Source organism: Bradyrhizobium sp. LLZ17 (assembly GCF_041200145.1).
Lineage (GTDB): Bacteria > Pseudomonadota > Alphaproteobacteria > Rhizobiales > Xanthobacteraceae > Bradyrhizobium.
In genome coordinates this window covers 6,898,855-6,924,786 of record NZ_CP165734.1, presented here as the reverse complement: position 1 = coordinate 6,924,786, position 25,932 = coordinate 6,898,855, and the positions used below count along the sequence as shown (strand labels likewise).

The window sequence follows — 25,932 nt, the reverse complement described above, 5'->3', positions numbered from 1 at the left end:
TGTTGTATCGAGTTGCATTCTGCCCTAAACTGTCCGGATGTCAAGGGTGAGAACCAGGCCGACCAGGGACGACACGCGGGACAAGCTGTTCGAAGCAGCCGCCCGCGTGTTCGAGGACGACGGCATCGGGGGCGCCACCATCGAGGCAATTGCAGCTGCGGCGGGCTTCACCCGCGGCGCGTTCTATTCCAACTTCAAGAGCAAGGACGAGCTGATCATCGCCATGCTCGAGGACCATGTCGAGCAGTCGATCCGGCGCAACATGGAGATCCTCGCGCAGCACGACAATCTCGACGATTTCATCGCGGCGCTGAAAGCGATGGATCGCAGCCGGCAGGACCCGCTCGGCCGCTCGCCGCTGCTGCAAATGGAGATGATCCTGTTCGTCGCACGCGCCGAGAAGCGCCGGCCCGAGCTCGCAAAACGCCTGCGGGCGCGGCGCAAGCTGATCGCCGACATCATCGAGGCCACGCTGAAGAGCAACGGGAGAGGCGACAAGCTGAATCCGCCGTGGATGGCTTCGGTCGTGCTGGCGCTGGAGGACGGATTTCGGCTGCACCGGCTGATCGATCCGGAGACCACGCCGGCGGATAGTTTCTTGCGCGCGATTGGGGATTTGCGGCGGAGGACGGGGTTGACGTCGGAGTGAGAGCGGTTGGGAGGCATCTCGCCCTTGACCTACTGAGACATGTCGCCGCCGCATTGTTGCGGTGCAGAGCGCATCGATATAAAAAATGGCTGCGGCGGCAACATCGTCCGCAACGCCAACTGCGCTACGCCCCCAGCATCGGTAGCTCATCGCATGACCAAAGCGCGCGCCATGCCCATGCCCAGCAACAGCGTGCTCGCGCCGCTCTATGCGGGCGCGGACCTGTTGGATGCTTATGCAATTCAACTGCCGGCGGGGGCCAGCGATGATGTAGAGGTGCTGGCCCGCGCCGCGCTCGAGCGACAGGCGTGGTGGATTCGTGCGCTCACGCGTGTCCGCGATGTGGTGATGGCGACGGTCGCCGTCAAATCGTCGCGCGCCGTCGGTCTTGCCGCAGCGGCGCGTGGGCCGGTTATCGGCTTCTTCCCGGTGCTGTCAAAGAGCGCGACGGAGTTGGTCCTGGGCGAGGATGACTGGCATCTCGACTTCCGCGTCACCATCCAGCTGCGCGCCGATGCAGCACATGGGCGCGAGCTGGTCGCGGGTACCGTCGTGCATTGCCATAACCGACTGGGGCGTATCTATCTTGCGACGATAGCCCCGTTTCATCGTATGATTGTGCCGGCCAGTCTGGAACAGGCGGCAAGAGCAATGAAGATTTAAGCGTGCTTTGCGGGCCGACCGTACCTGGAGTACGGGCGCCTTAGGCCGAGCGCTTCACCGGGTCGCGCCCCGCCGGCGCGACATCGAGCCGGCTCAGCATCGCCCTCGCCTGCTCGGCGCAGTGCTCGATCAGCCAGCGTTCGAATGCGACCGGCGCCAGCGCGGGCGCGTAGAGAAAGCCCTGCACGACATCGCAGCCGAGCTCGGACAGCATCTTGCGCTGTGCCGCGGTCTCGACGCCTTCGGCAACGACGGTCATGCCGAGGCCCTGACCGACGCGCACCACGGCGGTGACGACCGCGACTGCGCCCGGGTCACGCTCGATGTCGCGCATGAAACTGCGGTCGATCTTCAATTCGCGGATCGGCAGATGGGCGAGCCGGCTGAGACTGGAATAGCCGGTGCCGAAATCATCGACCGAAAGCCCGACGCCGAGCGCGCGGATCGCATGCATCGTCTCCAGCGCGGCGGCGCCGTCCTGCATGAACGTGCCCTCGGTGATCTCGAGCATCAGCGCGCCGGGCGGCAGCGCGTATTCGGCGAGGATATCCTTGAGCCGCGCGGCAAGGGTGACGTTGCGGAAATTGAGCGGCGACAAGTTCACCGAGACGCAAGGAATGTCGAGCCCGGCGCGGCGCCACTTCGCCATTTGCCGGCAGGCCTCGCGCACCGACCACAGGCCGATCTGCTCGATCAGGCCGCACTCCTCGGCGAGCGGGATGAATTTGGCCGGCGAGACGTCGCCGAGCACGGCGTCGTGCCAGCGCGCCAGCGCCTCGATGCCGTGAATGGCGCCGTCGCAGCTGCGGATCTGCGGCTGGTAGCTGAGCGTCAGCGTCCCCTCCGCGATGGCGCGGCGGAGCGCTGCGATCAGCGCCAGCCGCTGCTCGGTGAGGCCGTTCATCTCGGCGCTGAAGAGGCGATGGGTGGAGCGACCGGCCTGCTTGGCCATGTACATGGCGGCATCGGCCTGCTGCATCAGCGTGTCGATGTCGGTGGCGTGATCGGGATAGAGGCTGATGCCGATGCTCGCCGACATCTGCAACTGCCTGGAGCCAAGCCGCAATGGCGCGGCCAGCGCCTCCGTAATCTCGGCCGCGACACGCTCGGCGCTCTCGGCGTCGCGATATGGCAGCAGGATGACGAACTCGTCGCCGCCGAGCCGTCCCAGCATGTCTTCGGGACCGATATGCTCGCGCAGGCGCTGCGCGAGCTGGATCAGCAGCTCGTCGCCGGCGGCATGGCCGAGCGTATCGTTGACGTCCTTGAAATGGTCGAGGTCGAGGAAGGCGAGCGCGACGTGGCTGCCGGTCGGACAGGCGGCGATCGCCGTGGTGATCAGATGCCGCAGCTGCGCGCGGTTGGGCAGGCCGGTGAGGATGTCGTGATAGGCGAGCCGCGCGATCTCGGCGCGGGCCTCCTTGCGCTCGATCGCGAAGGCGCCGAGGTTGACGCAGGCATCGACGATCCGCCGGTGCCAATTGCTCGGCGCGCGCGATCTCCCGATAGTAAAAGGCGAAGGTGGCGATGACACGGCCGTCCTTGGCCTTGACCGGGGTGGACCAGCAGGCGCGCAGGCCAATCCCGAGCGGCATCGCCTTGTAGGGCTGCCAGCGCGGATCGGTGTCGAGATCGATCGCCAGAACCGGCTCGCCGTAGAAGGCAGCCGTGCCGCAGGAGCCGACGTCGGGCCCGATCGCAAGGCCGTCCAGTGCGCGGGAATAGTCCTCGGGCAAGCTTGGACCGCCGAGTGGATGAACGAGACCCGCGGCATCGACGTGCAGCAGGGAGCAGACCACGTCGGGTGCGATCTCCTCGACCCGGCGGCACAGCCGGTCGGCGATCTCGGTGATCGGAACCTCGTCGGCAAGCGCGCCCATGATGAGCTGCTGGAGCGAGCGCAACTGCCTGGTCTCGGTGATGTCCTCAAGCAGCGAGAAGATATGCTTGGCCCGGCCCTTCTTGTCGCGGAAGGCGTCGATCCGGGCGCACACCCAGATCTCTTCGCCGTTCTTGTCGTAGGCCAGCGTCTCGATTTCGCCGCGCGGGCCGCCTCGCGTCAGGCGCTTGATCAGTTTCGCGACGGCTCTGCGATCGGTGTGGCGGCCGGCGATGAGCTCCGCCGCGTGCCGCCCCTCGGCTTCCGCGCTGGTGAAGCCGAACAGATGAGTGAAGGCGGCATTGACGTAACGGATCTTCTGTCCGACGTCGGTGACAATGACAGCACGGTTGGTCTGGTCCGATACCGCATCGAGAAGTCCAATTCTTGCGCGGCGCTCCGCCTCGACGGTGACGTCGCGCACGAACAGGACGTGATGAGCGGCGCCCGCGATCATCGCGCAGGACAGCGCGACGGCCGCCCTGATGCGGGTGCCGTCAGGGCGCACGAGGCTGATCTCGTCGCGGAACTCCGTAACGGGGGCGGCCTGGAGGCATTTGAGCGAGAGAATTTCCCCGTCGCGGCCGAGCACCTCGGTCCGCGCGAGCTTCCAGATCCGCTCGGCCCCGGCGTTGAAATGCGTGATCCGGCGCGCGTCATCAAGGATGACGATGCCATCCTCCGCGCATTCGAGCGCGGCCAGCAGCAGGTCCGGAATTTCTGTCACAACATCGGAGGCAGACATCGTTTGACCCGGAGGCATCGGGAAGATGCGGCAATCGGCCAAAAGCTAACGCTCCGATAGTGTCCAAGACGTTTGTACAGCCCGGCCGCGCCCTGCCCAAGACGCGACATGCTTAACGTTCCGCGAAGGAGCCGCAGGTAATCCGACGCTTATTGCGCGGCGGAGCCAGACTTGAGCTCGTGCAGACGGCCGGCCACGGCGCGCACCTTGCGAGGGGCCGCTTGCCAGATCGAAAACGCCGATAACCCGCTCACCACGATGGCGATGGCAAAGGCGAGCGTGTAGTCGCCGACGCGATCATAAAGCACGCCCGTTACCCAGGGACCCGCCGCGCCGCCTGCAAGGGCGGCCAGCATGATCGTGCCGAAGATGCTGCCCTGGTGCCGGCCCTGAAAAATCTCGAACACCACCGCGCCCATGATGGAGGTGAGGCCATAACCGAGCGCGCCTTGCGTGAACACCATGAGATAGACGAGCCAGAACGAGGGCTGATATTTCAGCGCCATCAGCGCCGCGAAACAGATCGCAAACCCCGCGCAGCTGATGGCCCAGACCCATTCCCGCCCGATCCGGTCGGAGACATGGCCGAGCAGGATCTGGCCGGGAATGCCGAGCAGGCTGACGATCCCGAGCGCCCAGACCGCGACGCTCGGGCTGAAGCCGATGTCGAGCAGGAATTTGGTCTGGTGCACCTGCACGGCATACCAGATGTACAGGCCGCCGAAATAGCCGAGCGCAATCCACCAGAAGCGCGCCGTCGAAAGCGCACGCCGAAGCGTCCAGTCAGTGTTGGCCCAGACGGGGTCGACGATGTTGGAGACCGGTTTTGCAGCACCCGGAGCGGGCGCGGCGTCGCCGTCGGGCTGAAGGCCGATATCGTCGGGCCGCTTGTGCAGGAACAAATTGATCGGCGCCAGCACGATCAGGACCATCAGCCCCATCGCGGTGCAGGCAGTGCGCCAGCCGGTCTGCTCGATCATGTGCTGTACCCATGGCAGCAGCGTCACCGAGCCCATACCGACGCCGGCAAAGGCGATGCCGATGGCAAAGCCGCGCTTGCGGATGAACCAGTTCGGCAGGAACAGCGACTGGCCGGAATAGCCGAGACACACAGAGCCCGCGCCGACCATGACGCCGATGGTGACATAGAGATGCCATGGCGCGCTGGTCAGCGGTGCCAGCAGCAGCCCGCCGCCCATCAGCAAGACGCCGAGTTCCATCACCGCGCGCGGTCCCGCGCGATCCATCAGCCGGCCGATCAGCGGGCTGACGACGCCGGAGACCACGAAGCCGAACGAAAACGCGCCGGCGGTGACGCCGCGCTCCCAGCCGAATTCGGAGACGATGGGAGGAAAGAATAACGAGAAGGCCGTGCGCGCGTTGACGCCGATCGCCATGGTGACGAACGTCACCGCGACAACGACCCAGCCGTAGAAGAACGGAAGCCGCATTGTGTTTCATCCCTGGACGATCCTTCCGACCATCCGGGAATGACCTGGTCAAGCGATTTTCGCGCATGCCGGTCGGGCGGTCAGCTCAGGCGGCGTCGCGCTGCGAGGGTTTGGCAGGCGCGTCGAACAGAATCCGCTCGATCGGCTGCGGGCGGCCGAACAGATAGCCTTGCGCGAAGTTGACGCCGAGCGCCTTCAGGCGGTCGTACTCCTCGCGGGTCTCGACGCCCTCGGCGGTCACCGACATGTCCAGGCCGCGCGCCAGTGTCACGATCGAGGCGATGATGGCGGAGCTGCGCGGCTGGTGCGTGAGGTTGCGGATGAACGACTTGTCGATCTTGATCTTGTCGAACGGGAACGCGGTGAGGTAGCTGAGCGACGAGTAGCCGGTGCCGAAATCGTCGAGCGCGAGCTCGATGCCGATGTGCTTCAGCCGCTCCATGAAGGCGTGGTTCTCGGTGCCACGCTCGAGCAGGACGGATTCGGTGATTTCGATCTCGAGCCGTTGCGGCGGCAGCCCGGAATCGCGCAGTGCCGCACAGATCGTGTCGAACAGATCGGGCTCCTTGAACTGGATCGGCGACAGGTTGACGGCGACGATCAGCTCCGAGGGCCAGGCGGCGGCATCCGCGCAGGCGCGACGCAGCACCAACTCGCCGAGCGGCACGATCAGCCCGGTCTCCTCCGCAAGCGCGATGAACTGGTCGGGCGGGATCAGGCCGCGGGTCGGATGCCGCCAGCGCACCAGCGCCTCGAAGCCACGCCGCGCCCCGCAGAGAGCATCGACGAACGGCTGATAGTGCACCTCCAGCTGGCAAAGCGCGATGGCGTCGCGCAAATCCCCCTTCCAGCGTGTTGCGCGCTTCGAGCTCGGTCGACATCGCCTCGTCGTAGACGGTGAAGCAGTTGCGGCCCGCCGATTTCGAGCGGTACAGTGCAAGGTCGGCCTTCTTCAGCAACTGCTCCTGGTCGCTGCCGTGATCCGGTGCGATGGCAATGCCGATGCTGGTGCCGATCTCGACGCGGTGACCGGGCAGCGGAAACGGCTCCGCCACGAGCTTGGCGATCCGCCCCGCCAGCTCGATCGCGCACGCACGCTGGTCCTCGCCGCCTTGCCGGATGATGGCGAATTCGTCGCCGCCGAGCCGTGCCAGCACGTCGCCCGCCCACAGCGCGGATTTCAGCCGCTGCGCTACCTGACGCAGCAGCGCATCGCCAGCGCCATGACCGAGGGAGTCGTTGACGTTCTTGAAGCGGTCGAGATCGAGCATCAGGATCGAGAAGGACGCACCAGAGTCATTCAACTGACCGTTGAGCTCGTCAAGCCGCCCGAGAAAAAAACGCGCGATTCGGCAGGCCGGTCAGGATGTCGGTCTGGGCAAGCTCGAGCACGCGCCGGTTCGCCAGCGACAGCCGCCGCGAATTGCGGCTGGCCAGCATCAGATAGATCGCAAGCGAGAATGTGAGTAGCACACCTACTGTGAGCACCGTGACCGTGCGGTCGTAAGCCATCTCCAGCGGACCGCCGGCCGTCGGCATCGCACGCACCTGCCAATCGGTATCTCCGATCTTGAGATGACCGGACCAGTGCAGGCCCTGCGCGACGTCGCGCATCGACTGCGGCGCGGTGGCCGTCGACGAATAATCCGGCAGGATCTGGTCGAGGCTCACGATTTGCCCCGTGAACGGCGGATAGACGTTCATGCTGATCGCGGGGCTTGCGCCGGTCGTCACACGAATGTCCTGCATCAGCAGCGCCAGGTCGAACACGCCGATGACGTAGCCCGCCAGATTGCGACGCCGGTCCGCGACCGTCTCGCGCGAGGTGCCCTTGGCATAAACGGGAACGGCGACGAGGACGTCGGGCAAGCGCCCGCCCTCCCTCGGCTCGTACAGGCGGGTGCGGATGGCGGAGATGCGATCGTTGTCGCGGGCGCGCTCGAGCACCGCGCGCCGTTCCGGAACGGTCGCATAGTCCATCCCGTAGACGGGCGAGGTCTTCGGCTGCGTCGAGTAGAAGACCGGAAAATATTCGTCGCTCTGCGGCGCGGTTGCAAAGCTCTCGCCCTGGAGCGACTTGATGCGATAACCGGAGATGCCGTCCGTGACCGCGGCCGCCTCGTATTCGGCGCGCTCCTTGCGGTTGACGCGCGGCAGCCAGGCAATGCGCAGCATGCCCGGGTGACGTTCGAATAGTCGGGCGCTGAAGGACTCGAACTCGCTGCGGGTGATGTCCTCGTTGATCGACTCGAACAAAGTGCGCAGCGCAACCAGCCGGCTGATATATTCGTTCATGCCGTTCTGAATGACGATCGCTTCGGTTTCGGCCGCGCTGTCGAACTCGATCCCGTTGACGCGGTCTTCCCACCGCGCCACCCCCGCAGCGCCCGCCAGCGCGAACAAGAGCCCGAGCCCGGCTGCGACCAGCGCAGGACGATAGAGCGCGAACAGCGGCGCGAGACCCCACCGTCCGGTCATCCGCCTCCGATCCTGATCATTCTGATCGCGATCGCCCATCCTGAAGCCGCCGTCCTCTCCGCGCCCGACCCCAACCGAACCTCTGGTTGATTCCTCGGAGCGACGATCGGAACAGGCCTGCGGTTAAGAACTTTGCAATTTCGGAACCCGGCTATTCCGCATGACCCGGCGTGGTTAATGAAGTGCAGGAATGACCTGAACCTTTAGGGACGCGAGATGCCGGCTTCCCCGCAGTAATACGGGCCGCCAAACCGTCGCCGGTTAGCGAGCTGTTCAGGCCGCTGCGATAGCTTTCTCGAAAGCGCTCTCCGTACCCGGCAAGACGTCCTGATGTATCGATTTCGATCAGCCAGATGCATCGTCCTGACCATCGCATTGTTGGCCGCGACCAACCTCACGGCCAGAGGCGATGAGATCGGCGTCAGTGAGGATGCGATCCTTTTCGGTCAGGCCGCCGCACTCGAAGGCCCCTCCTCCGCGCTCGGACAACGCATGCGACAAGGCGTCGTCGTGGCGTTCACGGAAATCAACGCAAAGGGCGGCGTCCATGGGCGGAAGCTGCAGCTCATCAGCCGCGACGACGGCTACGATCCCGACCGTTCGGTGGCACAGACGCTGCGGTTGATCGAGGACGACAAGGTGTTCGCGCTGATCGGCGCAGTGGGAACGCCGACCGCGATGGCGACCATCCCGATCACCAGCGCGAGCAACGTTCCCTTCATCGGGCCGCTCAGCGGCGCCGACTTCTTGCGCGATGCCGAGCTCTCGAACGTCGTCAACATTCGCGCCAGCTACGGCGCGGAAGCCGAGACGTGGATCAAGCACCTCACCGAAGATCGCCACTTCACCCGCATCGGCATCTTCTACCAGGACGATTCGTTCGGCCGCGACGGTCTTGCGGGCGTGAAGCGCGCGCTTGCCAAGCGCGGGCTCGAGCTTGCCGCCGAAGGCACCTTCGAGCGCAACACAAGGGCGGTCGGCGCGGCCTGGCGGGTGATCAAGCGCGCCGAGCCCGAGGCCATCGTCATGGTCGGGACTTATGGTCCCTGCGCCGAATTCATCAAGCTCGCACACCGCAGCGGCGTCTCGCCAACTTTCGTCAACATCTCGTTCGTCGGCGCCGTTGCGCTCGCCAGAGAACTCGGAGCCGAGGGGGACGGCGTCATCGTCTCGCAGGTCGTACCGTTTCCGTGGGACCGGTCGCTGAAGCTCGTGGCCGACTACCAGGCGGCGCAGAAAGCGTTCGACCCGACGCTGACGCCCGATTTCGTGTCGCTCGAAGGCTATATCTCCGGGCGCCTCGTCGCCGCGGCGCTGGAACAACTCGGACGGAATCCGACGCGGGCGGACCTGATGCGGATCTTCCACGAAGTCGGCCGCTTCGAGATCAGCGGCAGCATCATCACGCTCGGCGCGCGCGCGATGGACACCTCTCCCAAGGTGTTTTTGACGGTGATCCAGAAGGACGGGACGTTCAGGGCGGTTGATCGGTTGTAAGGCGATCAGCCCTTCCTGCAACCGCTTCGGTTGCTAGCGATCGGGCCGCTTGCCGTTTGACTGGCCATAAGGAGGTTTGTTGTCCTCGTCGAACGTAGGGCTAGCGCAGGCGCTCAGCAACACACCGATCAGGGTCGCCCACGCCGAAGCGGTCAGAAACTTCATCGACTCGGTCTCAGACGCTTCATGAACCATTTTCCCGGCATGGAACTTTGACGTCGCGGGCCGGGACGAGGTTCAAGGCAGAGCGCGCTTTCAGCCGCGCCGGGTCCAGCGCTCGGCGTTGACGGCGCCCTGCGGAGCCTCGCCCTTGATAATCGCCTCGACCTGCCGCACGGTTTCCAGCGACTGGTATTCGATCGCCTGCGGCGTCAGGCCGCCGACATGCGGCGTGGCGATGACGTTCGGCAATTTCGCAAGCTCCGGCGTCGGCATCTGGTCGGGCGCGCGTCCGACGTCCATCGCCGCGCCCGCGATGCGGTTCTCCAATAGCGCCCGGGCCAGTGCTGCCTCGTCGACGAGATTGCCACGCGAGAGATTGATGAAGACGGCACGCTTTTGCATGCGCGCCAGCGCCGCCTCCCCGATCAGCTTCTCGGTCTGCTCGTTGGCGATCGCGAGGCAGACGACGTAGTCCGATGCGGTCAGGAGCTCATCGAGCGTAACCTGTCTGATCGCGCTGTCGTTGACAGTCGCAAACGGGTCGGACACCAGCACGTCCATGCGCAGCACCTTCGCCACCTCGGCAAGATAGCGCCCGATGCTGCCATAGCCGATGATACCGATCTTGCTGCCGCCGAGCTGGCGGCCCATCCGCGCCTCCGGCTTGCGGCCGGCGTGGTAGTCGGCCGTTGCCCGCGACACGCCGCGGGACAGATCAACCATGAAGCCGAGCGCAAGCTCGACCACGGCCTGCACGAAGCCGGGGCCGGCGCGGGTCACGAGCACGCCGGCTTGCGAGGCGGCCTCGACGTCGACGTTGCGGATGTCGACGGCACAGCGGACGAAAGCGCGCAGGTGTGGCAGTTGTGGAAAGATCTCGCCGCGGCCCTCGGTCATGCGGTCGGCCACGATGATGTCAGCCTCTTTCGCCGCGTTCACGAGGCCGGCAGCGTCGAGCGGCTGATCGCCCTCGTGCAGGATCACCTCGGCGATCGAGCGCAAGCCGTTGAGGCTGCGATCGCCGTAGTAGTTGCGCCGCATCTCGGGCGTGTGGGCGAGCAGAACCTTCACGGAGAACTCCTTCAATAGCCGAATGCGCGCGGCAGTGCGGTGGAGAGCGACGGCACGAACGCGATCACCAGCAGGCAGAGCAGCAGCAGGCCCAGATATCCCATGATCGGCTTCACCGTTTGCTCGATCGGCACATTGCCGATCAGGCAGGCGCCGTACAGCCCGAGCCCGAGCGGCGGCGCGAACAGGCCAATGCCCATCGCGACGACGAGCACGACGCCGAAATGCAGCGGATCGATGCCGAGCTCTACCGCGACCGGCAGCAGCAGCGGCCCGAAGATGATGAGGGCGGCGGCGCCTTCCAGCACCGAGCCCATCACGATCAGCACGGCGATCGCCAGCAGCATGAACAGCCAGACCCCGCTGGTCTTGGACAATCCGAGCATGATTTCGCCCACCGCGTGCGGCACCTGCTGCAAGGTCAGCGTGAAGGCAAGCGATTGCGCGGCAGCGACGATGAACAGCACGAGCCCCGCCCGGGTCGCGGCCTGGACAAAGCTGTGCGCGGCGGATGTGAAGCTGAGCTCGCGGAACACCAGGCTGCCGACGACCAGCGCATAGGCCACCGCGAAGGCAGAAATTTCCGTCGCCGTGGCAAAGCCGCTCTTGAAGCCGAAGAAGATCATGAAGATGAGGCCGAACGAGGCGATCGCGCCGCTCCACAAGCCCGACACCGGCATCTGCGGCTCGATCTCCTCGGCAGCAGCCGGCCGCTTGCCGAAGATGATGGAGACCGCGATCAGGACCAGCGCCATCAGCGCCGCCGGCAGGAGCCCCGCGATAAACAAACCGCCGATCGACAAATTCGCCACGAAGCCGAGGATGATCAGGTTGATGCAGGGCGGAATGGTTTCCGCCATCACCGCGGATGCCGCGAGCAGCGCCACCGCGCTGCCCGGATTCTGCCTGGAGCGCCGCGCCGCCGGAATCAGCACGGAGCCGACGGCCGCGACATCCGCCATCTTCGAGCCCGAGATGCCCGAGAACAGCACCATCGAGGCCACCATCACGACGTTCAGCCCGCCCCGCATGCGGCCGACGCCACGCTGCAACAGCTCGATCAGCCGCACCGACATGCCGTTGGCTTCCATGAGGTAGCCGACGAGAATGAAGAATGGGATCGCCAGCAGGACGAAATTGTCGATGCCACGCGCCATCTGCTGCGCAAAGATGACGCCGGGCAGCGCGCCTTCGACCCAGATGAAGATCAGTGCGGCGAGCGCCAGCGCAAAGCCGATCGGCAGACCACCGAACAGCGTGACGAAGAAGCCGATCAGCATCAGCGTGCCCGACGACGGCACCGAAGACGGCGACAGATAGTCCCAGGCGAGGTAGAGGCCGGTCAGCACGGCAATGGCAACGAAGCCCCTGATGATGTCGGGGAGCGGCCGGGCGCAGAGATGATCAATCGCAAACACCGTCATGAACAGCGCGCCGACGCCCATCGGGTAGAACGTCAGTTCCAGCGGCAGGCCCGAGCCGGTGGTCTGCCCGACCGTCAGCGAGCCCAGCTTGACCGCATTATAGGCGACGTAGCCGGAGATCAGCACGATCAGCAGCGCACTGGCGGCATCGACCAGCGCGCGCAGCCGCAGCGGCAAGAGATCGCGAAAGAAGGACACACCGACATTCTCGCCGCGTGCGAGCGCGCTTGCCGCGCCGAAGAAGGCCGAACCGACCATCAGGCCGCGCGCGACGTCATCCGACCATTCGACCGGCGCGTTGAAAAGATACCGCAGCAGCACGGAGGCACAGACCACCACGAGGTCGGCGGCGAGCAGGATGGCCGCGATCGCATCGCTCACGCGAAGCAGGAGGCTGATGCTTCCGTGACGGCCGCCCGAGAGGGAAACGGCGCTCGTCATCGCCATCTCAGGCCTGACCATCTCAGGCTTGCGTGGCGCGGATGATGTCGATGACGGGCTTGGACTCCGGCCGCGCCTTGATGAAGTTGTCGGTCTGCGGCAGCACGCGCTTGCGGAAGGCCTCGCGGTCGCATTCGGCCACCGTCACGCCCTTCTCGGTCAGCGCTGCCAGCGCTTCCTTCTCCACCGCAAGCCCATGCGCGCGGGTATCGGCCGCGGCCTTCTTCGCGGCATCGAGGAAGCCGTCACGCAGTTTCGGATCCATGCGGTTGTAGGTGGTGTCGCTGAAATAGATCGCGAGCGGCGAGAAATTGTGCTGCGTCAGCGCATAGAATTTTGCCGTCTCGAAGAACTTGCTGGCAAGGATCGTCGGCGGATCGTGCTCGAGACCATCGAGCACCCCGGCCTGCAAGGCCGTGTAGATCTCGCCGAAGGCCAGCGGCGTCGCGGCCGCGCCCATCAGACGCAGGCATTCGGTGATCACCGGATTGGGCAACGTTCTGATCTTCAGACCGGCGAGATCCTCCGGGGTCTTCACCGGCTTTCTGGCGAGCACGCTGCGCGAGCCGAAATTATAGGCCCAGGCGATGATGCGGATGTTGCCGCCCTTGAGCAGCGCATCTTCGATCGGCTTGGCTGCGCCGGCGTCGAACGCCTTGGTCTGCTGCGGGAAGCTCGCGAACAGGTAGCCGAGATCGAACGTGCCGACGAGCGGCACCAGATTGGCCGAGATCGACGAGCCCGACACCATCAGGTCGATGACGCCGAGCTTCACCGAGTTGATGACGTCGATTTCCTGGCCCAATTGGTTGTCCGGGAAGAAGGCGACCTCGACCTGCTCGCCGAGCCCGTTCGCCTTCAAGTTCTTGACGAGATTGTCGTAGTAGACGCGACCGTTGGCGTATTTGGGGTCGTTCGGCAGCGATGAGGAGCATTTCAGCTTCAAGGTCGCGGCTTCGGCGCGGCCGATGATCGCGGGAGAGAGCACGAGGCCGGCGGTCACTGCCGTCGACGACTTGATGAACGTGCGACGGCTGACGGGCACGATGGTCATGGTGCTGTCTCTCCCGAATGTTTTTTCTTCGCAGCTGCAGTCGTTGCCTGCAGCCTGTTGCGCGGACTGTATGGCCAAAGCGACGGGGCAGGCAAGGGTTGCGGTCGATCGGCGCTACGAGCGCATGAGAGCCAGCACGCCGGCAGAGATGCGGTGGAACGCCTATGTTTGCCGATGTTTTCGACCATGCGGCATCGCGACCGAATGACGGTCCGCGCGAGATTGACGCAGATCGATCCAATTCAGGTATGGATCGATGCCGAACGCAGATGGATGCGGACGCAGCAAAAAGCTGCGGGACCGGGATCCCGCAGTTCGCTCAATTCAACGATGGAACGAGATCAGCGCGAAAGTGCGGCGCTCAGCGTTCCGTTCGCCGCCTCGACATCGCGCGAGGGGCGCAGCGCAAACGCACCGTCGCCGAGCAGCGCCTGCGCCGCGAGTGCAATCGCCCAGAAGGCGGGGAATTCCCAGCCGCCCTTCGGATTGGTGAAGAAGAAGCCGGCCGCACCATGCACCGTGAAGATCGCGCCGAGCAGCACCGGGATGCCGGCGAGCGCCGCATAACGGGTCCAGACGCCGAGGATAAGAGCGATGCCGCTGAGCACCTCGACCGTCATCACGAGATAGGCGAGCTCCGGCGGGAAGCCGAGGCTGCCGAAGAATTTTGCGGTCCCGGCGGGAGTGAAGACGAACAGTTTCAGGCTGGCATGGGCCAGGAAGAGCGCGCCCAGGGTCACGCGCAGCACCAGCGCGGCGTAAGGGGCGGTTCGGGAATCGATCATGGCTATCTCCTTGTTGCGGCGCACTCTGATCTATTCCCATTGAGATGATAATAAGCTATTATGGAAATATACCTCACACCAATAGAGTGAGATGAATGCTCGATCGCCTGACCAGCCTGGAAGTCTTCGCCAAGGTGGCGGCGAACGGCAGCCTGTCCGGCGCGGCCCGGGCCATGGGCCTGTCGCAGACCATGGTCACGAAGCACATCGCATCGCTGGAGGCACGGCTCGGCATCAAGCTATTCCACCGCACCACCCGGCGGCTGTCGATCACCGAGCCTGGACGCAGTTACCTCGAATCCTCTGAGCGAATTATCGCCGACATGGAGGCCGCAGACGCCGCTGTCGCGCGCGAGCGCGTCGAGCCGCGCGGGCTGCTGCGCGTCAACGTGCCCGTGGTGTTCGGCACCAGGCAGATCGCGCCGCTCATCGCGGAGTTCTCCGAACGCCATCCCGAGGTCACGGTCGAGCTAGGCCTCAACGACCGCCTCGTCGACCTCGCCGAGGAAGGCTGGGACCTCGCCATCCGCATCGGCAAGCTGCGCGACTCCAGCATGGTGGCGCGACGGCTCGCACCGAACCGCCTGGTGGTCTGCGCCGCGCCCTCTTATCTTGCGAAGCACGGCACGCCGCGCAGCGTGGCCGACCTCGCCGCGCATAATTGTCTTGGCTACACGCTGTCGCAGCAGGCGAGCGCGGCGGAATGGCTGTTCGGCGCGGACGGCGAGATCCGGGTCCAGGTCTCCGGCAATCTGCGCGCCAACAACGGCGATGCGCTGCGCGCGGCAACGCTGGCCGGACTTGGGCTGGCGCGACAACCCACCTTCATCATCGCAGACGATTTGCGCGCCGGCACGCTGGTCGCACTTCCGCTCGACCAGCCGGAGATGCAGTCCTCCGCGGTGCATGCGGTCTACCTGCCCGACCGCCGGCCGCCGGCAAAAGTGCGCGCCTTCATCGACTTTCTCGCCGCGCGCTTTTCACCGGACCCGCCTTGGGACCGCGGCCTGTTCTGAAGCGGCACTGCTTGACGCGTCAGCTCCGGCAGACCTCCTGCCCCATCTTGCGGCACGCGAGAGCGTGAGATAGCGCACAGACAGAGTCATGGCGGACTACTAGAAAAGATGACATCCTCGCGCCATTGCCGATGGAGGTGACACGATGCGCCGTCCAGTCCTTTGCAATTTATTTCTTGCGTCCGGTCTTCTTGCGCTCACACAAATGATGACCCCGACAGATGCCGCGGCCGAAGCGCGGCTTGCGCTGGTGATCGGGCAATCGGCCTATCGCACGGTGCCGGAATTGCCCAACGCCGCCAACGATGCCAAGGGCATGGCGGAGCTGCTCGGCAATGCCGGCTTCAACGTCACCACCGCGCCCAATCTGGGCCAGAGCGAGATGCGGCAGGCGATCTCCGATTTCGCCGGCAAGGTCAGCGCCAGCGGCGCCGATACCACCGCGCTGGTGTTCTATGCCGGCCACGGCCTCCAGATCGACGGCGAGAACTATCTGGTCCCGGTCGATCTCGATCCGAAACGCGAGGCCGACATTCCGCTTCAGGGGGTGCGGCTGAACGACCTTCTCAACACGCTCGGCGCGCTGCCGACGCGTGCGCGCATCTTCATGCTCGATGCCTGCCGCAACAATCCGTTCCCGGCGCTGAGCGGTGCCGGCCACGGCCTTGCGATCGTCGACACCAAGGCCGGCGCGCAGGGCACCTTCATCTCCTATTCGACCTCGCCCGGTGCGGAAGCCGAGGATGGCTCCGGCCTCGACAGTCCCTACACCACCGCCGCTTTGACGGTTGCGAAGCAGCCGAACATCCCGATCGAGGAAGCGTTTAAGCGCATCCGCATCTCCGTGGCGCAATCGACCGACGGACGGCAGATCCCGTGGGAAAGCTCGTCACTGACGACCGACTTCAAGTTCTTCGGCGACAGCGGCGGCCAGCAGCCGCCTGCTCCGGGCGCAGCCTCGACGGCGCTCGCCAGCGCCACGCGCAGCGTCGAGGACTGGCGCAAGGATTTGCAGGGCAAGGATGCCAAGGTCGCCTATGAGCTCGTGCTCGCCGACGACACCGTGCCGGCGTATCAGGCCTATGTCGAATTGTACCGTCAGGACGTCCGCACGCCGCGCCTGCGCACCGTGCTGGAACGCCGGCGCCAGATGCTGGCGTGGGATCGCGCGGTCGCGATCAACACCCGCGCGTCGTTCGAGGCCTATCTCGCCAATTGGGACAACAGCGACCTCGCGGCGACCGCGCGCAGGCTACTGCTGCGCGTGCAGAACCGCAACTATGTCTTGCCGGTTGCGGCGGCTGCGGCCCCTGCTCCGATCGCCGTCGCGCTGGCGCCAACCTGCCCGTGCACGACGCCTTCGACGCCGGCAAGCCCGATCAATCCGATCGTCGCGCCGGTCATCAAGAAGCGCGTCGACGACACGCCGCCGAAGCGCAAGGTCGTCGACACGCCGCCCAAGCGCCGGCCTCCGCCCGATGAAGTGGTCGTCGAGCGCGCGCCGCCGGATCGAGGACCGCCGCCCGGCGCCGTCATGCAAGGCATCGGCATCGGTGTTGGAATCGGGCTCGGCATGGGCATGGGTGGCGGCGGCGGCCGCGGCGGAGAGATGGGACACGGCGACCGCGGCAGGTACTGAGGCAGGTGCGAGACGGAGGACGAAGATGTCCTCCGTCATGGCGAATGAAGGGAAGCGCTCCAGAGTGTTTCCGTGGAGAGATTCTGGATTGCTTCGTCGCAAGATCTCCTCGCAATGACGGCTGAGGGGCCGCAGAGAACAAATCATCACCGCGACAATTCTGTTGATGGCCGGGGAGTTGCGCGCCCCGCCGCCTTCCATTCCGGAAATGCTGTAGTCTGACGACCGATGCCAGCTTTCCGGGGACTTCACAGCGATGCCGCACGACGCTCACGCCAAAGACACAGCGAAGCAAGCATGGCCGGTGTTCCGGTCGCTTGCATCCTATTCCCTCTCCGGCGATCTCATTGCAGGCCTGACGCTCGCGGCGATTGCCATCCCCGAGCAGATGGCCACCGCGCGGCTCGGCGGCTTCGCGCCGCAGATCGGCTTCTTCGCCTTCATGGCGGGCTCGGTCGGCTTCGCGCTGCTCGGCGGCAACCGCTTTCTCTCGCTGGGCGCGGACTCCACGATCACGCCGATCTTCGCCGGCGGACTTGCGGCACTGGCCGCTACCGGCTCGCCGGAATATCAGGGCCTTGCGATCGCGCTGGCGCTAATGGTCGGCGCGATGATGCTCGCCGGCGGCGCTTTCCGGCTCGGCGGCATCGCCAATCTGTTGTCGGTGCCCGTCATGGTCGGCTTCCTTGCCGGCATCTCCGTGCACATCATCGTGTCGCAATTGCCGGGCGTGCTCGGATTGCAGTCACCAAGCGGCCCGACGCTCGATCGCATCGGCGTGCTGGCAACCGAGCTCGGCCGGACCAATCCCGTGACTTTTTGCATCGGCTTCGGCGTGCTGGCGGTGGTCTTCGTCTCGGAGAAGGTCAGTCCAAAAATTCCAGGCGCGCTGATCGGGCTGGTGGCCGCGACGCTTGCTGTGATCGGGCTGGGGCTCGAGAGCAAGGGCGTCAACGTCGTCGGCATAGTGCCGGGCACGCTGCCGCGACCGACCTTGCCTGAGCTTGCGCCGGAGCAATGGGTGCGCTTGGTGCCGCTCGCCTTCGTGATCACGATCGTGGTGATGGTGCAAACCGCTGCGACGACGCGGTCGTTCCCATCCGACCCCGACAAGCCTGCCGATGTCGATCGCGACTTCCTCGGCGCCGGCGCCGGCGGCGTGCTGGCCGGCCTTTTCGGCGCGTTCCCGGTCAATGCCAGCCCGCCGCGGACGGGGATCGTCGCCGAGACCGGCGGACAGTCGCAGCTTGCGGGCCTGGCCGCCGCGGCAATCGTGCTGGCGTTGCTCGCGTTCGGGACCGGGCTGTTGCAGCACGTTCCGGATGCAGCGCTCGGCGGCATCCTGCTGTTCGTCGCGCTGCGGATCATCCGCTTGAATCAGATCGTCACGATTTATCGCCAGTCCTTCAGCGAGTTTTTGCTGATCGTTGCAACAGCCGCGCTGATCATCGTGCTGCCGATCCAACAGGGCGCGTTCCTCGGCATCGTGCTGTCGCTGCTGCACGGGATCTGGAGCACGACGCGTGCCAGGCTGGTCGAGTTCGAGCGCGTGCCCGGCACGACGATCTGGTGGCCGACCCATCCGCACGTCACCGGCGAGCGCATTACCGGTGTCGCGGTGATCGGGCTGCAGGCGCCGCTATCGTTCCTCAACGCGCCCGGCTTCCGCAGCGACGTGAGCAACGTTCTGACGACCACCACGCCGCAACTGCTGGTGCTGGAGGCGAGCGGCATGGTGGAGATCGACTTCACCGCCGCGCAGATCCTGCTCGACCTGTTCAAGGCATGCAGCGAGCAGGGTGTCACGGTGGCACTGGCGCGGCTGGAGTCGGTGCGTGCGCAGGATGCGTTCGAGCGCTTCAGGTTGTTCGATGTCCTGTCCCGCGAGCACGTCTTCCACAGCGTGGACGAGGCCGTGCGAACGTTGGCGAAAGCGGAATAGCATTGAGTTACACCGGTTGAGCCGCGAACTCGCTTCACCTCTCCCGCGTGCGGGAGAGGTCGGCGCGCTCTTTGCGCGCCGGGTGAGGGTCTCTCCTCTTGAGGATTATCCCCGTTGCGGAAGCACCCTCTCCCCGGCCCTCCCTCGCAAGCGGGGTAGGGAGCGCACCGCGTTCGCAGCAACAATGAGCGATTACGAAGACAACGTCGGATGATCGCGCTGGATCGTCTCGCGGATCCAGCTGGCGTGGATCGCGCGATACAGGATCTGCGCGGTCTTGGTGTCGTTGGCTGTCATGCAGAGACCGACGATGCGGTGGACGGCGTCGTCGCGCATCAGGTCATCCGAGATCTTCATCGCGATTTCCATCGCGACTTTCGCGGCGCGCTCATAGCGCTCGCTCTCGCGCTTGTCGCTCCGCGAAGCAGCTGCGCTCGCGGCATGACAGATGGCGCGGATGCGCTCAGCCGCGTCGATGTCGCCGAGCGGCGACTCGATCGGTTCGTCCCAGATGTCGTTCCGCGTCGTGCGCGCAAACCACCGCATTGCCTCGCTCCGTGGTAACGGAACGAGCATAAACGGGCGCAACGCCGTGCGCTACGCCTCCGGCACGATCTTGCCGGGATTGAAGATGTTCTGCGGATCGAGTGCCTTTTTCAGCGCACGCATGGCGTCCAGCGCCTCCGGGCCCAGTTCCGCCCTGAGATATTTCTGCTTGCCCTGCCCAATGCCGTGCTCGCCGGTGCAGGTGCCGTCCATTGCCTGGGCGCGCTCGACCAGGCGGTGCATGAACTCCTCGCCGCGCGCCATCTCGTCGGCATCGTTGGTGTCGCAGACCAACGAGCAGTGGAAATTGCCGTCGCCGACATGGCCCACGATCGGCGACAACAAATTGAGCCGCTTGAGATCTTCCTCGGTCTCGCCGACGCATTCGGCGAGCCGCGAGATCGGCACGCAGACGTCGGTCGCGACCACGCCGATGCTGTCGCCGGGCCGCAGCGCCTTCACCGACCAATAGGCGTCGTGCCGCGCCTGCCACAGTTTTGTGCGATCCTCCGGCTTGGTGGTCCAGGAGAAATCGCCGCCGCCGCATTCCCTGGCAATCTCGCCGAAGGCCTTGGACTGCTCGCCGACCTCGATCTCGCTGCCGTGGAATTCCATCAGCAAGAGCGGCGTCTCCGGCAGCGTCAGCTTCGAATAGGCGTTGCAGGCCTTCACCTGGGCGGCGTTGAGCAGCTCGATGCGCGCCACGGGAATGCCGGTCTGGATCGCCAGGATCACGGCCTGACACGCCCCGTGCACGGTCTCGAACGACACCGCGCCGGCCGCGATCGTCTCCGGGATACCGCGCAGGCGGATGGTCAATTCCGAGATGATGCCGAGCGTGCCTTCGGCGCCGACGAACAGATGCGTAAGGTCGTAGCCGGCCGCGGATTTCTTGGCGCGCGTGCCGGTCGTGATGATCTCGCCGTCGCCGCGCACCACCTTCAGCGCGATCACGCTGTCTCGCATGGTGCCATAGCGCACCGCATTGGTGCCGGAAGCGCGGGTCGAGGCCATTCCGCCGAGCGAAGCGTCCGCGCCGGGATCGATCGGGAAGAACAGGCCTTGGTCGCGCAGATGCTCGTTCAGCGCCTTGCGGGTGACGCCAGGCTGGATCACGCAGTCGAGGTCCTCGGCATGAACCGCGAGCACCTTGTTCATGTCGCGCAGATCGATCGAGATGCCGCCGGCGGGCGCGTTGACCTGGCCCTCAAGCGAGGTGCCGGTGCCGAAGGCGATGACGGGCACGCCGTTCTTCGCGCAGATCCGCACCACGTCCTGGATGTCGGCGGTGTGCTGCGCCATCACCACCCCATCGGGCGGCTGGTTGGCGAGCCATGTCGCGGTGTGGCCGTGCTGCTCGCGAACCGCCTGCGAGGTGATGAGGCGGTTGCCGAAGCGTGCAGCAAGCTGCTCCAGCGCGCTCGCGAGGGCTTTCGGCGCCGGCCGCGGCGGATTATTGGTGATGGTCGTACCCACGGATGGTCCTCCCGACGAGACAAACCGTGGCAAAGGACATCTCACCGGTCAAGTCAAGCGACCGGACGCATAGCGAGGGACGGACAGATGCCGGAGACTGCCAAAGCTGCGCTCAAGCCCGAACCGTTCCGCTCATCGACCATGCAGATCGAGCCGCAATGGATCGACTATAACGGCCATCTCAATATGGCCTATTACAATGTGATGTTCGACCGGGCGATCGACGAGTTCTGGCTCGAGCTCGGGATCGGGCCCACCTACAAGAAAGAGCGCCACGGCTCGACTTTCACCGCCGAATGCCATGTGCGTTACTTGCGCGAGATCCACCTCGGCGATCCCGTGCAGATTCTGGTGTGGTTGCTGGAAGCCGACGACAAGCGGCTGCATACGTTCGAGGAGCTGAGGCACGCCACCGAGGGCTGGCTGTCGGCCACGTCCGAAAACATGTCGCTCCACATGGACATGACTGCGCGGCGCGTTGCGCCGTTTCCGCCCGACATCCAGCAGCGTATCGCAGGGGTCGCCAAGACCCACGGCACCCTGCCGCGGCCCGAGGGCACCGGCCGGAGCGTGGCGATGCCCTCGAAGCGGTGACGCTCTAACTCCTGATCCTGAGGAGCCGCGAAGCGGGCGTCTCGAAGGATGCAAGGCCACAGTCGGGCCTTCATGGTTCGAGATGGGCGTTCCGCGCTCCTCACCATGAGGATAACACCGCTAGACCCTGTTGCGGCCGCGGGCGAGACCGACCACGGCCGAGACCAGGAACAGCACGACCGCGATGAAGAAGATGATCTTGGCGATTTCAACTGAAGCGCCCGCGATGCCGCCAAAGCCCAGAATGCCGGCGATCAGTGCGATAACCAGAAACGTCACAACCCAGCCAAGCATGGTCAAACCTCTGTCTTGATGTCTGTCTGCGATCGGGTGGCTTGCCACCGCGGCTCGCTTGCAGGGACAATCTCGACCTCGGAACGATTGTTCCGGACCAGGTCATGCGGAAATTCGCGCGCCCGCTTGGAACAAATCAGCGTCCGGCGCACGTGGAAAACCCCTCCCCGCGACCCCATATAGCCACCAATCCCTGCTATAGGCTCCCTTCCACCACCCCGCGGTGCCATCGTGGGGCCAAATGATTCGCATGACCGAGCCGAGCAAAATCACCTCCGAGAGCGTTCCCGACCACCAGCCCGCGGCCGGCGGCATCGCCGCGCGTGCGCGCGCCTCGGTGGGACCGAAATATTTGTCCGGGCTCAATCCCGAGCAGCGCGACGCCGTGGAGACGCTGGACGGCCCGGTTCTGGTGCTGGCCGGCGCCGGCACCGGCAAGACCCGCGTCCTGACCACGCGCATTGCGCATATCCTGAGCCAGGGTCGCGCCCGCCCGAGCGAGATCCTGTCGGTGACCTTCACCAACAAGGCCGCGCGCGAGATGAAGCACCGGCTCGGCCAGATGCTCGGCCAGGCCGTCGAGGGCATGCCGTGGCTCGGCACCTTCCACTCCATCGGCGGCCGCATCCTGCGCACCCATGCGGAGCTGGCGCAGCTCAAGTCGAACTTCACCGTGCTCGACGTCGACGACCAGGTGCGGCTCCTGAAGCAGCTCTTGCAAGCCGACAACATCGACGACAAGCGCTGGCCGGCGCGGATGCTGGCCGGGCTGATCGACGGCTGGAAGAACCGCGGCCTGACGCCGTCGCAGGTGCCCGCCGGCGAAGCCGCAACGTTCGCCAACGGCAAGGGCGGCAAGCTCTATGCGAGCTACCAGGAACGGCTGAAGATCCTGAACGCCGCCGATTTCGGCGATCTGCTGCTGGAAGACATCCGCATCTTCCGCGAGCACCCGGACATCCTCCGGCAGTATCAACAGCGCTTCAAATTCATCCTGGTCGACGAATACCAGGACACCAACGTCGCGCAGTATCTGTGGCTGCGGCTGCTGTCGCAGGCGCCGACGAAGCCAACCGCCCCTACTGTCATTCCGGGGCGCCTCGAAGAGCCGAACCCGGAATCTGGAGATGGGCCATCAGCTCGAGATTCCGGGTTCGATGCAACGCATCGCCCCGGAATGACGGAGCATGCGGTTAGCGCGCCAGTGGCCGCCCCCCATGTCAAAAACATCTGCTGCGTCGGCGACGACGACCAGTCGATCTATGGCTGGCGCGGGGCGGAGGTCGACAACATCCTGCGTTTCGAGCACGATTTTCCCGGCGCCAAGGTCATTCGCCTCGAGCGCAACTACCGCTCGACCGGCCACATCCTCGCCGCCGCCTCGCACCTGATCGCGCACAATGAAGGCCGGCTCGGCAAGACGCTGCGCACTGAGGACCAGGACGGCGAGAAGGTCACGGTGACGGGATCGTGGGATTCGGAAGAGGAAGCGCGCGGCATCGGCGAGGAGATCGAGCAGATCCAGCGCCAAGGCGACAAGCTCAACGAGATCGCGATTCTCGTGCGCGCGTCCTACCAGATGCGCGAGTTCGAAGATCGCTTCGTCACGCTCGGGCTGCCCTATCGCGTGATCGGCGGCCCGCGCTTCTACGAGCGCGCCGAAATCCGCGACGCGCTGGCTTATCTGCGCGTGATCAATTCACCCGCCGATGATCTCGCCTTCGAGCGCATCGTCAACACCCCCAAGAGGGGCTTGGGCGATGCCACCGTGCAGATGCTGCACGATCACGCCCGCAAGCGCCGCATTCCGCTGTTCGAGGCCGCGCGTGCCGTGGTCGACACCGACGAATTGAAGCCGAAGGCACGCGGGTCACTGCGCGATCTCGTCACCCAGTTCGACCGCTGGCGCGCGCAGCGCGAGGTCACCGCGCATACAGATCTCGCCCAGATCGTGCTCGACGAGAGCGGCTACACCGAGATGTGGCAGAAGGACCGCTCGGCGGACGCTGCCGGCCGGCTGGAGAACTTGAAAGAGCTCGTGCGCTCGATGGAGGAGTTCGAGAACCTGCAAGGATTTCTCGAACACATTTCGCTGGTGATGGACCGCGACAGCGGCGCCGACGAGGATGCGGTGTCGCTGATGACGCTGCATTCGGCCAAGGGGCTCGAATTCGACAACGTGTTCCTGCCCGGCTGGGAGGAAGGCCTGTTCCCGAGCCAGCGCACGCTGGACGAACAGGGTCGCGCCGGCCTCGAGGAAGAGCGTCGCCTCGGCCATGTCGGCCTGACCCGTGCGAGGCGTCGCGCCAAGATCTATTTTGCGACCAACCGGCGGATCCACGGCACCTGGACAACCACGATCCCGTCGCGCTTCCTGGACGAATTGCCTGCGGCCAATGTCGAGATCACGGAATCCAAGGGCGGCTCGGCTTGGGGCGGCACAGGCGGCTACGGGGCCTCGCGCTTCGACGACATGGAGGCGTTCGGCTCCACCTATTCGACTCCGGGCTGGCAGCGCGCCCAGGCCAATCGCAACCGCGGCGGCGGCGGACGCAGTGGCGGCGGCCAGGGTGGCTTTGAGGAACAGACCTCGTCGTTTTCGTCCTCGCCGGATTTCGGCAGCTTCTCGTCGCGCCGGCGCGGGCCGATGACGATCGAGGGCGAACTGGTGGCCAAATCGACCGGCACGACCTCGGATTTTTCGCTCGCCGACCGCGTCTTCCACCAGAAATTCGGCTACGGCCGCGTCACCAAGGTCGACGGCAACAAGCTCACCATCGCCTTCGACAAGGCCGGCGAGAAGAAGGTCGTGGACAGCTTTGTGCAGCGGGCGTGAGGGCCGGCCCTGTTGCGGCGGCGTTACGCCGCCGAGTTTCTTCCTTCCACGCCCCTTGACCATCGCGAACTTCCCCGTATCAGATGCGGCCATGGTTCGGGGCCCCATCACACTGATCTTGCTGGCATTGGTCATGCCGTCGCTTGCGGCGGCGGAGACCATGAGCTTTGGCGATTCGCTCGGGCTGCTGGCGAAAAGTTGCGGCGCGGAAATCGTGGCGAATTGCCGCGGCGTCAATCCGGATTCGACCCGGCTGAAGGAGTGCCTGTCCCGCAACCGCGACGTGCTGTCGCCGCAATGCCAGACCGACTACCTCACGGCGTTCGACGCCATCCTGAAGCGCGTCGCCGCCCGCGTCACGGTGGCGAACGCCTGCCAGCGCGAAATCGTCAAGATCTGCGGCGGCTCGACCAAGGAGACCAGCAAGTCGGTCCCCTGCCTGGTCTCGATGCCCAAGGGCATCAGCAACAACTGCCTGAAGGCCGTCGACGACGCGGGATACCGATGATGCGCGCGACCGGGCTTACCACCTCCCGAATTGGCATCGCTCTCGGTAGCTTTCTTGGTCTTGCTTTGCTCGCGGGCGCCGCAGCCGGGCAGACGGCTCCGCCGACCCGCGACGACATCGTCGGCAAGCTCAATCATTTCGAGGAGGCCGCCGAGGTCGATATTCCCGCGCTGAAGCAGCAGGTGATGGAGCGGGCCAAGGCCAGGATCAAGAACGATCCGGGGCCGGTGAACCGTCCGCTGATCGCGCCCGACCTCGCCAAGCTACCCACCTTCACCGCGCAGATCCAGTTCGACGCCGACACGCCGATCATCCAGCCGGACTCCTACCAGACCGTCGGCCGGCTCGCGGACGCGCTGGTGCACGCCTCGCTGCTGCCCTACACGTTCCTGATCGTCGGCCATGTCGAATCCAATACGAAGACACGAGAGGCCAATGCGATCCTGAGCCAGCGCCGGGCGGACGCGATCCGCGACGTGCTGGTGAACACGTTCAAGATTTCGACCAAGCGGCTTCAGCCGATCGGGCTGGGCGAGGAGCAGTTGCTCGATCGCGCCCGGCCGACCTCCGCGGTCAATGGCCAGCTGCAAATCCTCACCTTTGCCAAGCTGCCCGAGGACGAGCCGGCGCGCCCCGCTGCGGCACCCGCGCCCGCGACGAAAAAGCCCGCCAGGAAACATTGAGCGTGCGCGCCTCGGCGCCTGACGGAACCCTTTGAAGTCCGGCCATTTTGTGACCTGTCTCACAGCGCGACAGCACGGTTCTGCGCGACAATAGTGCCG

At 65.3% G+C, this 25,932-nt stretch carries 19 protein-coding genes and 2 pseudogenes; 10 read left to right on the top strand and 11 right to left on the bottom strand.

The genetic code is table 11. The annotated features are described in order from the left end of the window. The first annotated feature begins 37 nt into the window (after nucleotides 1-37). Together AB8Z38_RS33165 and AB8Z38_RS33160 are read left to right on the top strand one after the other, a co-directional pair. Entirely contained in the window at nucleotides 38-649 is a 612-nt protein-coding gene (locus tag AB8Z38_RS33165) for a TetR/AcrR family transcriptional regulator (RefSeq protein WP_369721779.1), read from the top strand. Nucleotides 650-802: 153 nt separating this feature from the next. Next, nucleotides 803-1,312 (top strand): DUF2867 domain-containing protein, encoded by a 510-nt coding sequence (locus AB8Z38_RS33160; protein WP_369721778.1) that lies wholly within the window; start codon nucleotides 803-805, stop codon nucleotides 1,310-1,312. 40 nt (nucleotides 1,313-1,352) lie between these two features. On the opposite strand, the pseudogene AB8Z38_RS33155 reads toward AB8Z38_RS33160, so the two are convergent. The 3 genes and pseudogenes from AB8Z38_RS33155 to AB8Z38_RS33145 form a co-directional block, all read right to left on the bottom strand. Further along, nucleotides 1,353-3,936, bottom strand: a pseudogene (locus AB8Z38_RS33155) (EAL domain-containing protein). Between the two features lie 149 nt (nucleotides 3,937-4,085). After that, nucleotides 4,086-5,387 (bottom strand): MFS transporter, encoded by a 1,302-nt coding sequence (locus tag AB8Z38_RS33150; RefSeq protein ID WP_369721777.1) that lies wholly within the window; start codon nucleotides 5,385-5,387, stop codon nucleotides 4,086-4,088. 85 nt (nucleotides 5,388-5,472) lie between these two features. Continuing rightward, nucleotides 5,473-7,865 (bottom strand): annotated as a pseudogene (locus AB8Z38_RS33145) (EAL domain-containing protein). Nucleotides 7,866-8,195: 330 nt separating this feature from the next. Between AB8Z38_RS33145 and AB8Z38_RS33140 the strand changes: the two are divergent. Further along, a complete protein-coding gene (locus AB8Z38_RS33140) occupies nucleotides 8,196-9,362 on the top strand; it encodes an ABC transporter substrate-binding protein (RefSeq protein ID WP_369721776.1) in 1,167 nt (388 codons plus the stop codon). Nucleotides 9,363-9,395: 33 nt separating this feature from the next. Here AB8Z38_RS33140 and AB8Z38_RS33135 read toward each other — a convergent pair whose 3' ends face one another. From AB8Z38_RS33135 to AB8Z38_RS33115, 5 genes are all read right to left on the bottom strand, one after another. Continuing rightward, the gene (locus AB8Z38_RS33135; RefSeq protein WP_369721775.1) at nucleotides 9,396-9,527 is read right to left on the bottom strand and encodes a hypothetical protein; all 132 of its coding nucleotides are present in this window, start codon (nucleotides 9,525-9,527) and stop codon (nucleotides 9,396-9,398) included. Between the two features lie 90 nt (nucleotides 9,528-9,617). Next, nucleotides 9,618-10,595, bottom strand: coding sequence for a hydroxyacid dehydrogenase (locus AB8Z38_RS33130; protein WP_369721774.1), 978 nt, complete (start codon nucleotides 10,593-10,595; stop codon nucleotides 9,618-9,620). Between the two features lie 11 nt (nucleotides 10,596-10,606). Further along, nucleotides 10,607-12,460 (bottom strand): TRAP transporter large permease subunit, encoded by a 1,854-nt coding sequence (locus AB8Z38_RS33125; protein WP_369721773.1) that lies wholly within the window; start codon nucleotides 12,458-12,460, stop codon nucleotides 10,607-10,609. A 22-nt stretch (nucleotides 12,461-12,482) separates the two neighbouring features. Further along, nucleotides 12,483-13,514, bottom strand: a complete 1,032-nt coding sequence (locus tag AB8Z38_RS33120; protein WP_369721772.1) for a TRAP transporter substrate-binding protein — start codon at nucleotides 13,512-13,514, stop codon at nucleotides 12,483-12,485. Between the two features lie 341 nt (nucleotides 13,515-13,855). After that, entirely contained in the window at nucleotides 13,856-14,299 is a 444-nt protein-coding gene (locus AB8Z38_RS33115) for a DoxX family protein (protein ID WP_369721771.1), read from the bottom strand. A 95-nt stretch (nucleotides 14,300-14,394) separates the two neighbouring features. Here AB8Z38_RS33115 and AB8Z38_RS33110 point away from each other — a divergent pair, with 95 nt between their 5' ends. The 3 genes from AB8Z38_RS33110 to AB8Z38_RS33100 all read left to right on the top strand — a co-directional run bounded on the left by AB8Z38_RS33110 (nucleotide 14,395) and on the right by AB8Z38_RS33100 (nucleotide 18,896). Beyond that, nucleotides 14,395-15,315 (top strand): LysR family transcriptional regulator, encoded by a 921-nt coding sequence (locus AB8Z38_RS33110; protein WP_369721770.1) that lies wholly within the window; start codon nucleotides 14,395-14,397, stop codon nucleotides 15,313-15,315. A 145-nt stretch (nucleotides 15,316-15,460) separates the two neighbouring features. Then, nucleotides 15,461-16,954, top strand: coding sequence for a caspase domain-containing protein (locus AB8Z38_RS33105; RefSeq protein ID WP_369721769.1), 1,494 nt, complete (start codon nucleotides 15,461-15,463; stop codon nucleotides 16,952-16,954). Nucleotides 16,955-17,210: 256 nt separating this feature from the next. After that, a complete protein-coding gene (locus AB8Z38_RS33100; RefSeq protein WP_369721768.1) occupies nucleotides 17,211-18,896 on the top strand; it encodes a SulP family inorganic anion transporter in 1,686 nt (561 codons plus the stop codon). Between the two features lie 192 nt (nucleotides 18,897-19,088). Here the strand turns inward: AB8Z38_RS33100 and AB8Z38_RS33095 are convergent, their stop codons facing one another. Beyond that, complete coding sequence (locus tag AB8Z38_RS33095) at nucleotides 19,089-19,442, bottom strand: hypothetical protein (protein WP_369721767.1); 354 nt, start codon at nucleotides 19,440-19,442, stop codon at nucleotides 19,089-19,091. A 51-nt stretch (nucleotides 19,443-19,493) separates the two neighbouring features. Beyond that, nucleotides 19,494-20,918, bottom strand: coding sequence for an FAD-binding oxidoreductase (locus tag AB8Z38_RS33090; RefSeq protein ID WP_369721766.1), 1,425 nt, complete (start codon nucleotides 20,916-20,918; stop codon nucleotides 19,494-19,496). 87 nt (nucleotides 20,919-21,005) lie between these two features. Between AB8Z38_RS33090 and AB8Z38_RS33085 the strand changes: the two genes are divergently transcribed. Beyond that, on the top strand, nucleotides 21,006-21,512 hold the full coding sequence (locus tag AB8Z38_RS33085) for a thioesterase family protein (protein ID WP_369721765.1): 507 nt from the start codon (nucleotides 21,006-21,008) through the stop codon (nucleotides 21,510-21,512). A 120-nt stretch (nucleotides 21,513-21,632) separates the two neighbouring features. Here AB8Z38_RS33085 and AB8Z38_RS33080 read toward each other — a convergent pair whose 3' ends face one another. Beyond that, nucleotides 21,633-21,806, bottom strand: coding sequence for a DUF1328 domain-containing protein (locus tag AB8Z38_RS33080; RefSeq protein ID WP_200512274.1), 174 nt, complete (start codon nucleotides 21,804-21,806; stop codon nucleotides 21,633-21,635). A 241-nt stretch (nucleotides 21,807-22,047) separates the two neighbouring features. Between AB8Z38_RS33080 and AB8Z38_RS33075 the strand changes: the two genes are divergently transcribed. The 3 genes from AB8Z38_RS33075 to AB8Z38_RS33065 all read left to right on the top strand — a co-directional run bounded on the left by AB8Z38_RS33075 (nucleotide 22,048) and on the right by AB8Z38_RS33065 (nucleotide 25,833). After that, nucleotides 22,048-24,642, top strand: coding sequence for an ATP-dependent helicase (locus AB8Z38_RS33075; RefSeq protein ID WP_369721764.1), 2,595 nt, complete (start codon nucleotides 22,048-22,050; stop codon nucleotides 24,640-24,642). Between the two features lie 91 nt (nucleotides 24,643-24,733). Beyond that, nucleotides 24,734-25,150, top strand: a complete 417-nt coding sequence (locus tag AB8Z38_RS33070; protein WP_369721763.1) for a hypothetical protein — start codon at nucleotides 24,734-24,736, stop codon at nucleotides 25,148-25,150. Beyond that, a complete protein-coding gene (locus AB8Z38_RS33065) occupies nucleotides 25,150-25,833 on the top strand; it encodes an OmpA family protein (protein ID WP_369721762.1) in 684 nt (227 codons plus the stop codon). Before AB8Z38_RS33070 ends, AB8Z38_RS33065 begins: the two co-directional genes overlap by 1 nt. The last annotated feature ends 99 nt before the right edge of the window (nucleotides 25,834-25,932 follow it).

Coding starts and splice junctions, on each gene's coding strand:
- AB8Z38_RS33135 (WP_369721775.1), bottom strand. CDS start 9,527: ATGAAGTTTCTGACCGCTTCGGCGTGGGCGACCCTGATCGGTGTGTTG.
- AB8Z38_RS33110 (WP_369721770.1), top strand. CDS start 14,395: ATGCTCGATCGCCTGACCAGCCTGGAAGTCTTCGCCAAGGTGGCGGCG.
- AB8Z38_RS33070 (WP_369721763.1), top strand. CDS start 24,734: ATGGTTCGGGGCCCCATCACACTGATCTTGCTGGCATTGGTCATGCCG.
- AB8Z38_RS33080 (WP_200512274.1), bottom strand. CDS start 21,806: ATGCTTGGCTGGGTTGTGACGTTTCTGGTTATCGCACTGATCGCCGGC.
- AB8Z38_RS33120 (WP_369721772.1), bottom strand. CDS start 13,514: ATGACCATCGTGCCCGTCAGCCGTCGCACGTTCATCAAGTCGTCGACG.
- AB8Z38_RS33160 (WP_369721778.1), top strand. CDS start 803: ATGACCAAAGCGCGCGCCATGCCCATGCCCAGCAACAGCGTGCTCGCG.
- AB8Z38_RS33150 (WP_369721777.1), bottom strand. CDS start 5,387: ATGCGGCTTCCGTTCTTCTACGGCTGGGTCGTTGTCGCGGTGACGTTC.
- AB8Z38_RS33075 (WP_369721764.1), top strand. CDS start 22,048: ATGATTCGCATGACCGAGCCGAGCAAAATCACCTCCGAGAGCGTTCCC.
- AB8Z38_RS33100 (WP_369721768.1), top strand. CDS start 17,211: ATGCCGCACGACGCTCACGCCAAAGACACAGCGAAGCAAGCATGGCCG.
- AB8Z38_RS33165 (WP_369721779.1), top strand. CDS start 38: ATGTCAAGGGTGAGAACCAGGCCGACCAGGGACGACACGCGGGACAAG.
- AB8Z38_RS33140 (WP_369721776.1), top strand. CDS start 8,196: ATGTATCGATTTCGATCAGCCAGATGCATCGTCCTGACCATCGCATTG.
- AB8Z38_RS33105 (WP_369721769.1), top strand. CDS start 15,461: ATGCGCCGTCCAGTCCTTTGCAATTTATTTCTTGCGTCCGGTCTTCTT.
- AB8Z38_RS33085 (WP_369721765.1), top strand. CDS start 21,006: ATGCCGGAGACTGCCAAAGCTGCGCTCAAGCCCGAACCGTTCCGCTCA.
- AB8Z38_RS33065 (WP_369721762.1), top strand. CDS start 25,150: ATGCGCGCGACCGGGCTTACCACCTCCCGAATTGGCATCGCTCTCGGT.
- AB8Z38_RS33095 (WP_369721767.1), bottom strand. CDS start 19,442: ATGCGGTGGTTTGCGCGCACGACGCGGAACGACATCTGGGACGAACCG.
- AB8Z38_RS33115 (WP_369721771.1), bottom strand. CDS start 14,299: ATGATCGATTCCCGAACCGCCCCTTACGCCGCGCTGGTGCTGCGCGTG.
- AB8Z38_RS33125 (WP_369721773.1), bottom strand. CDS start 12,460: ATGACGAGCGCCGTTTCCCTCTCGGGCGGCCGTCACGGAAGCATCAGC.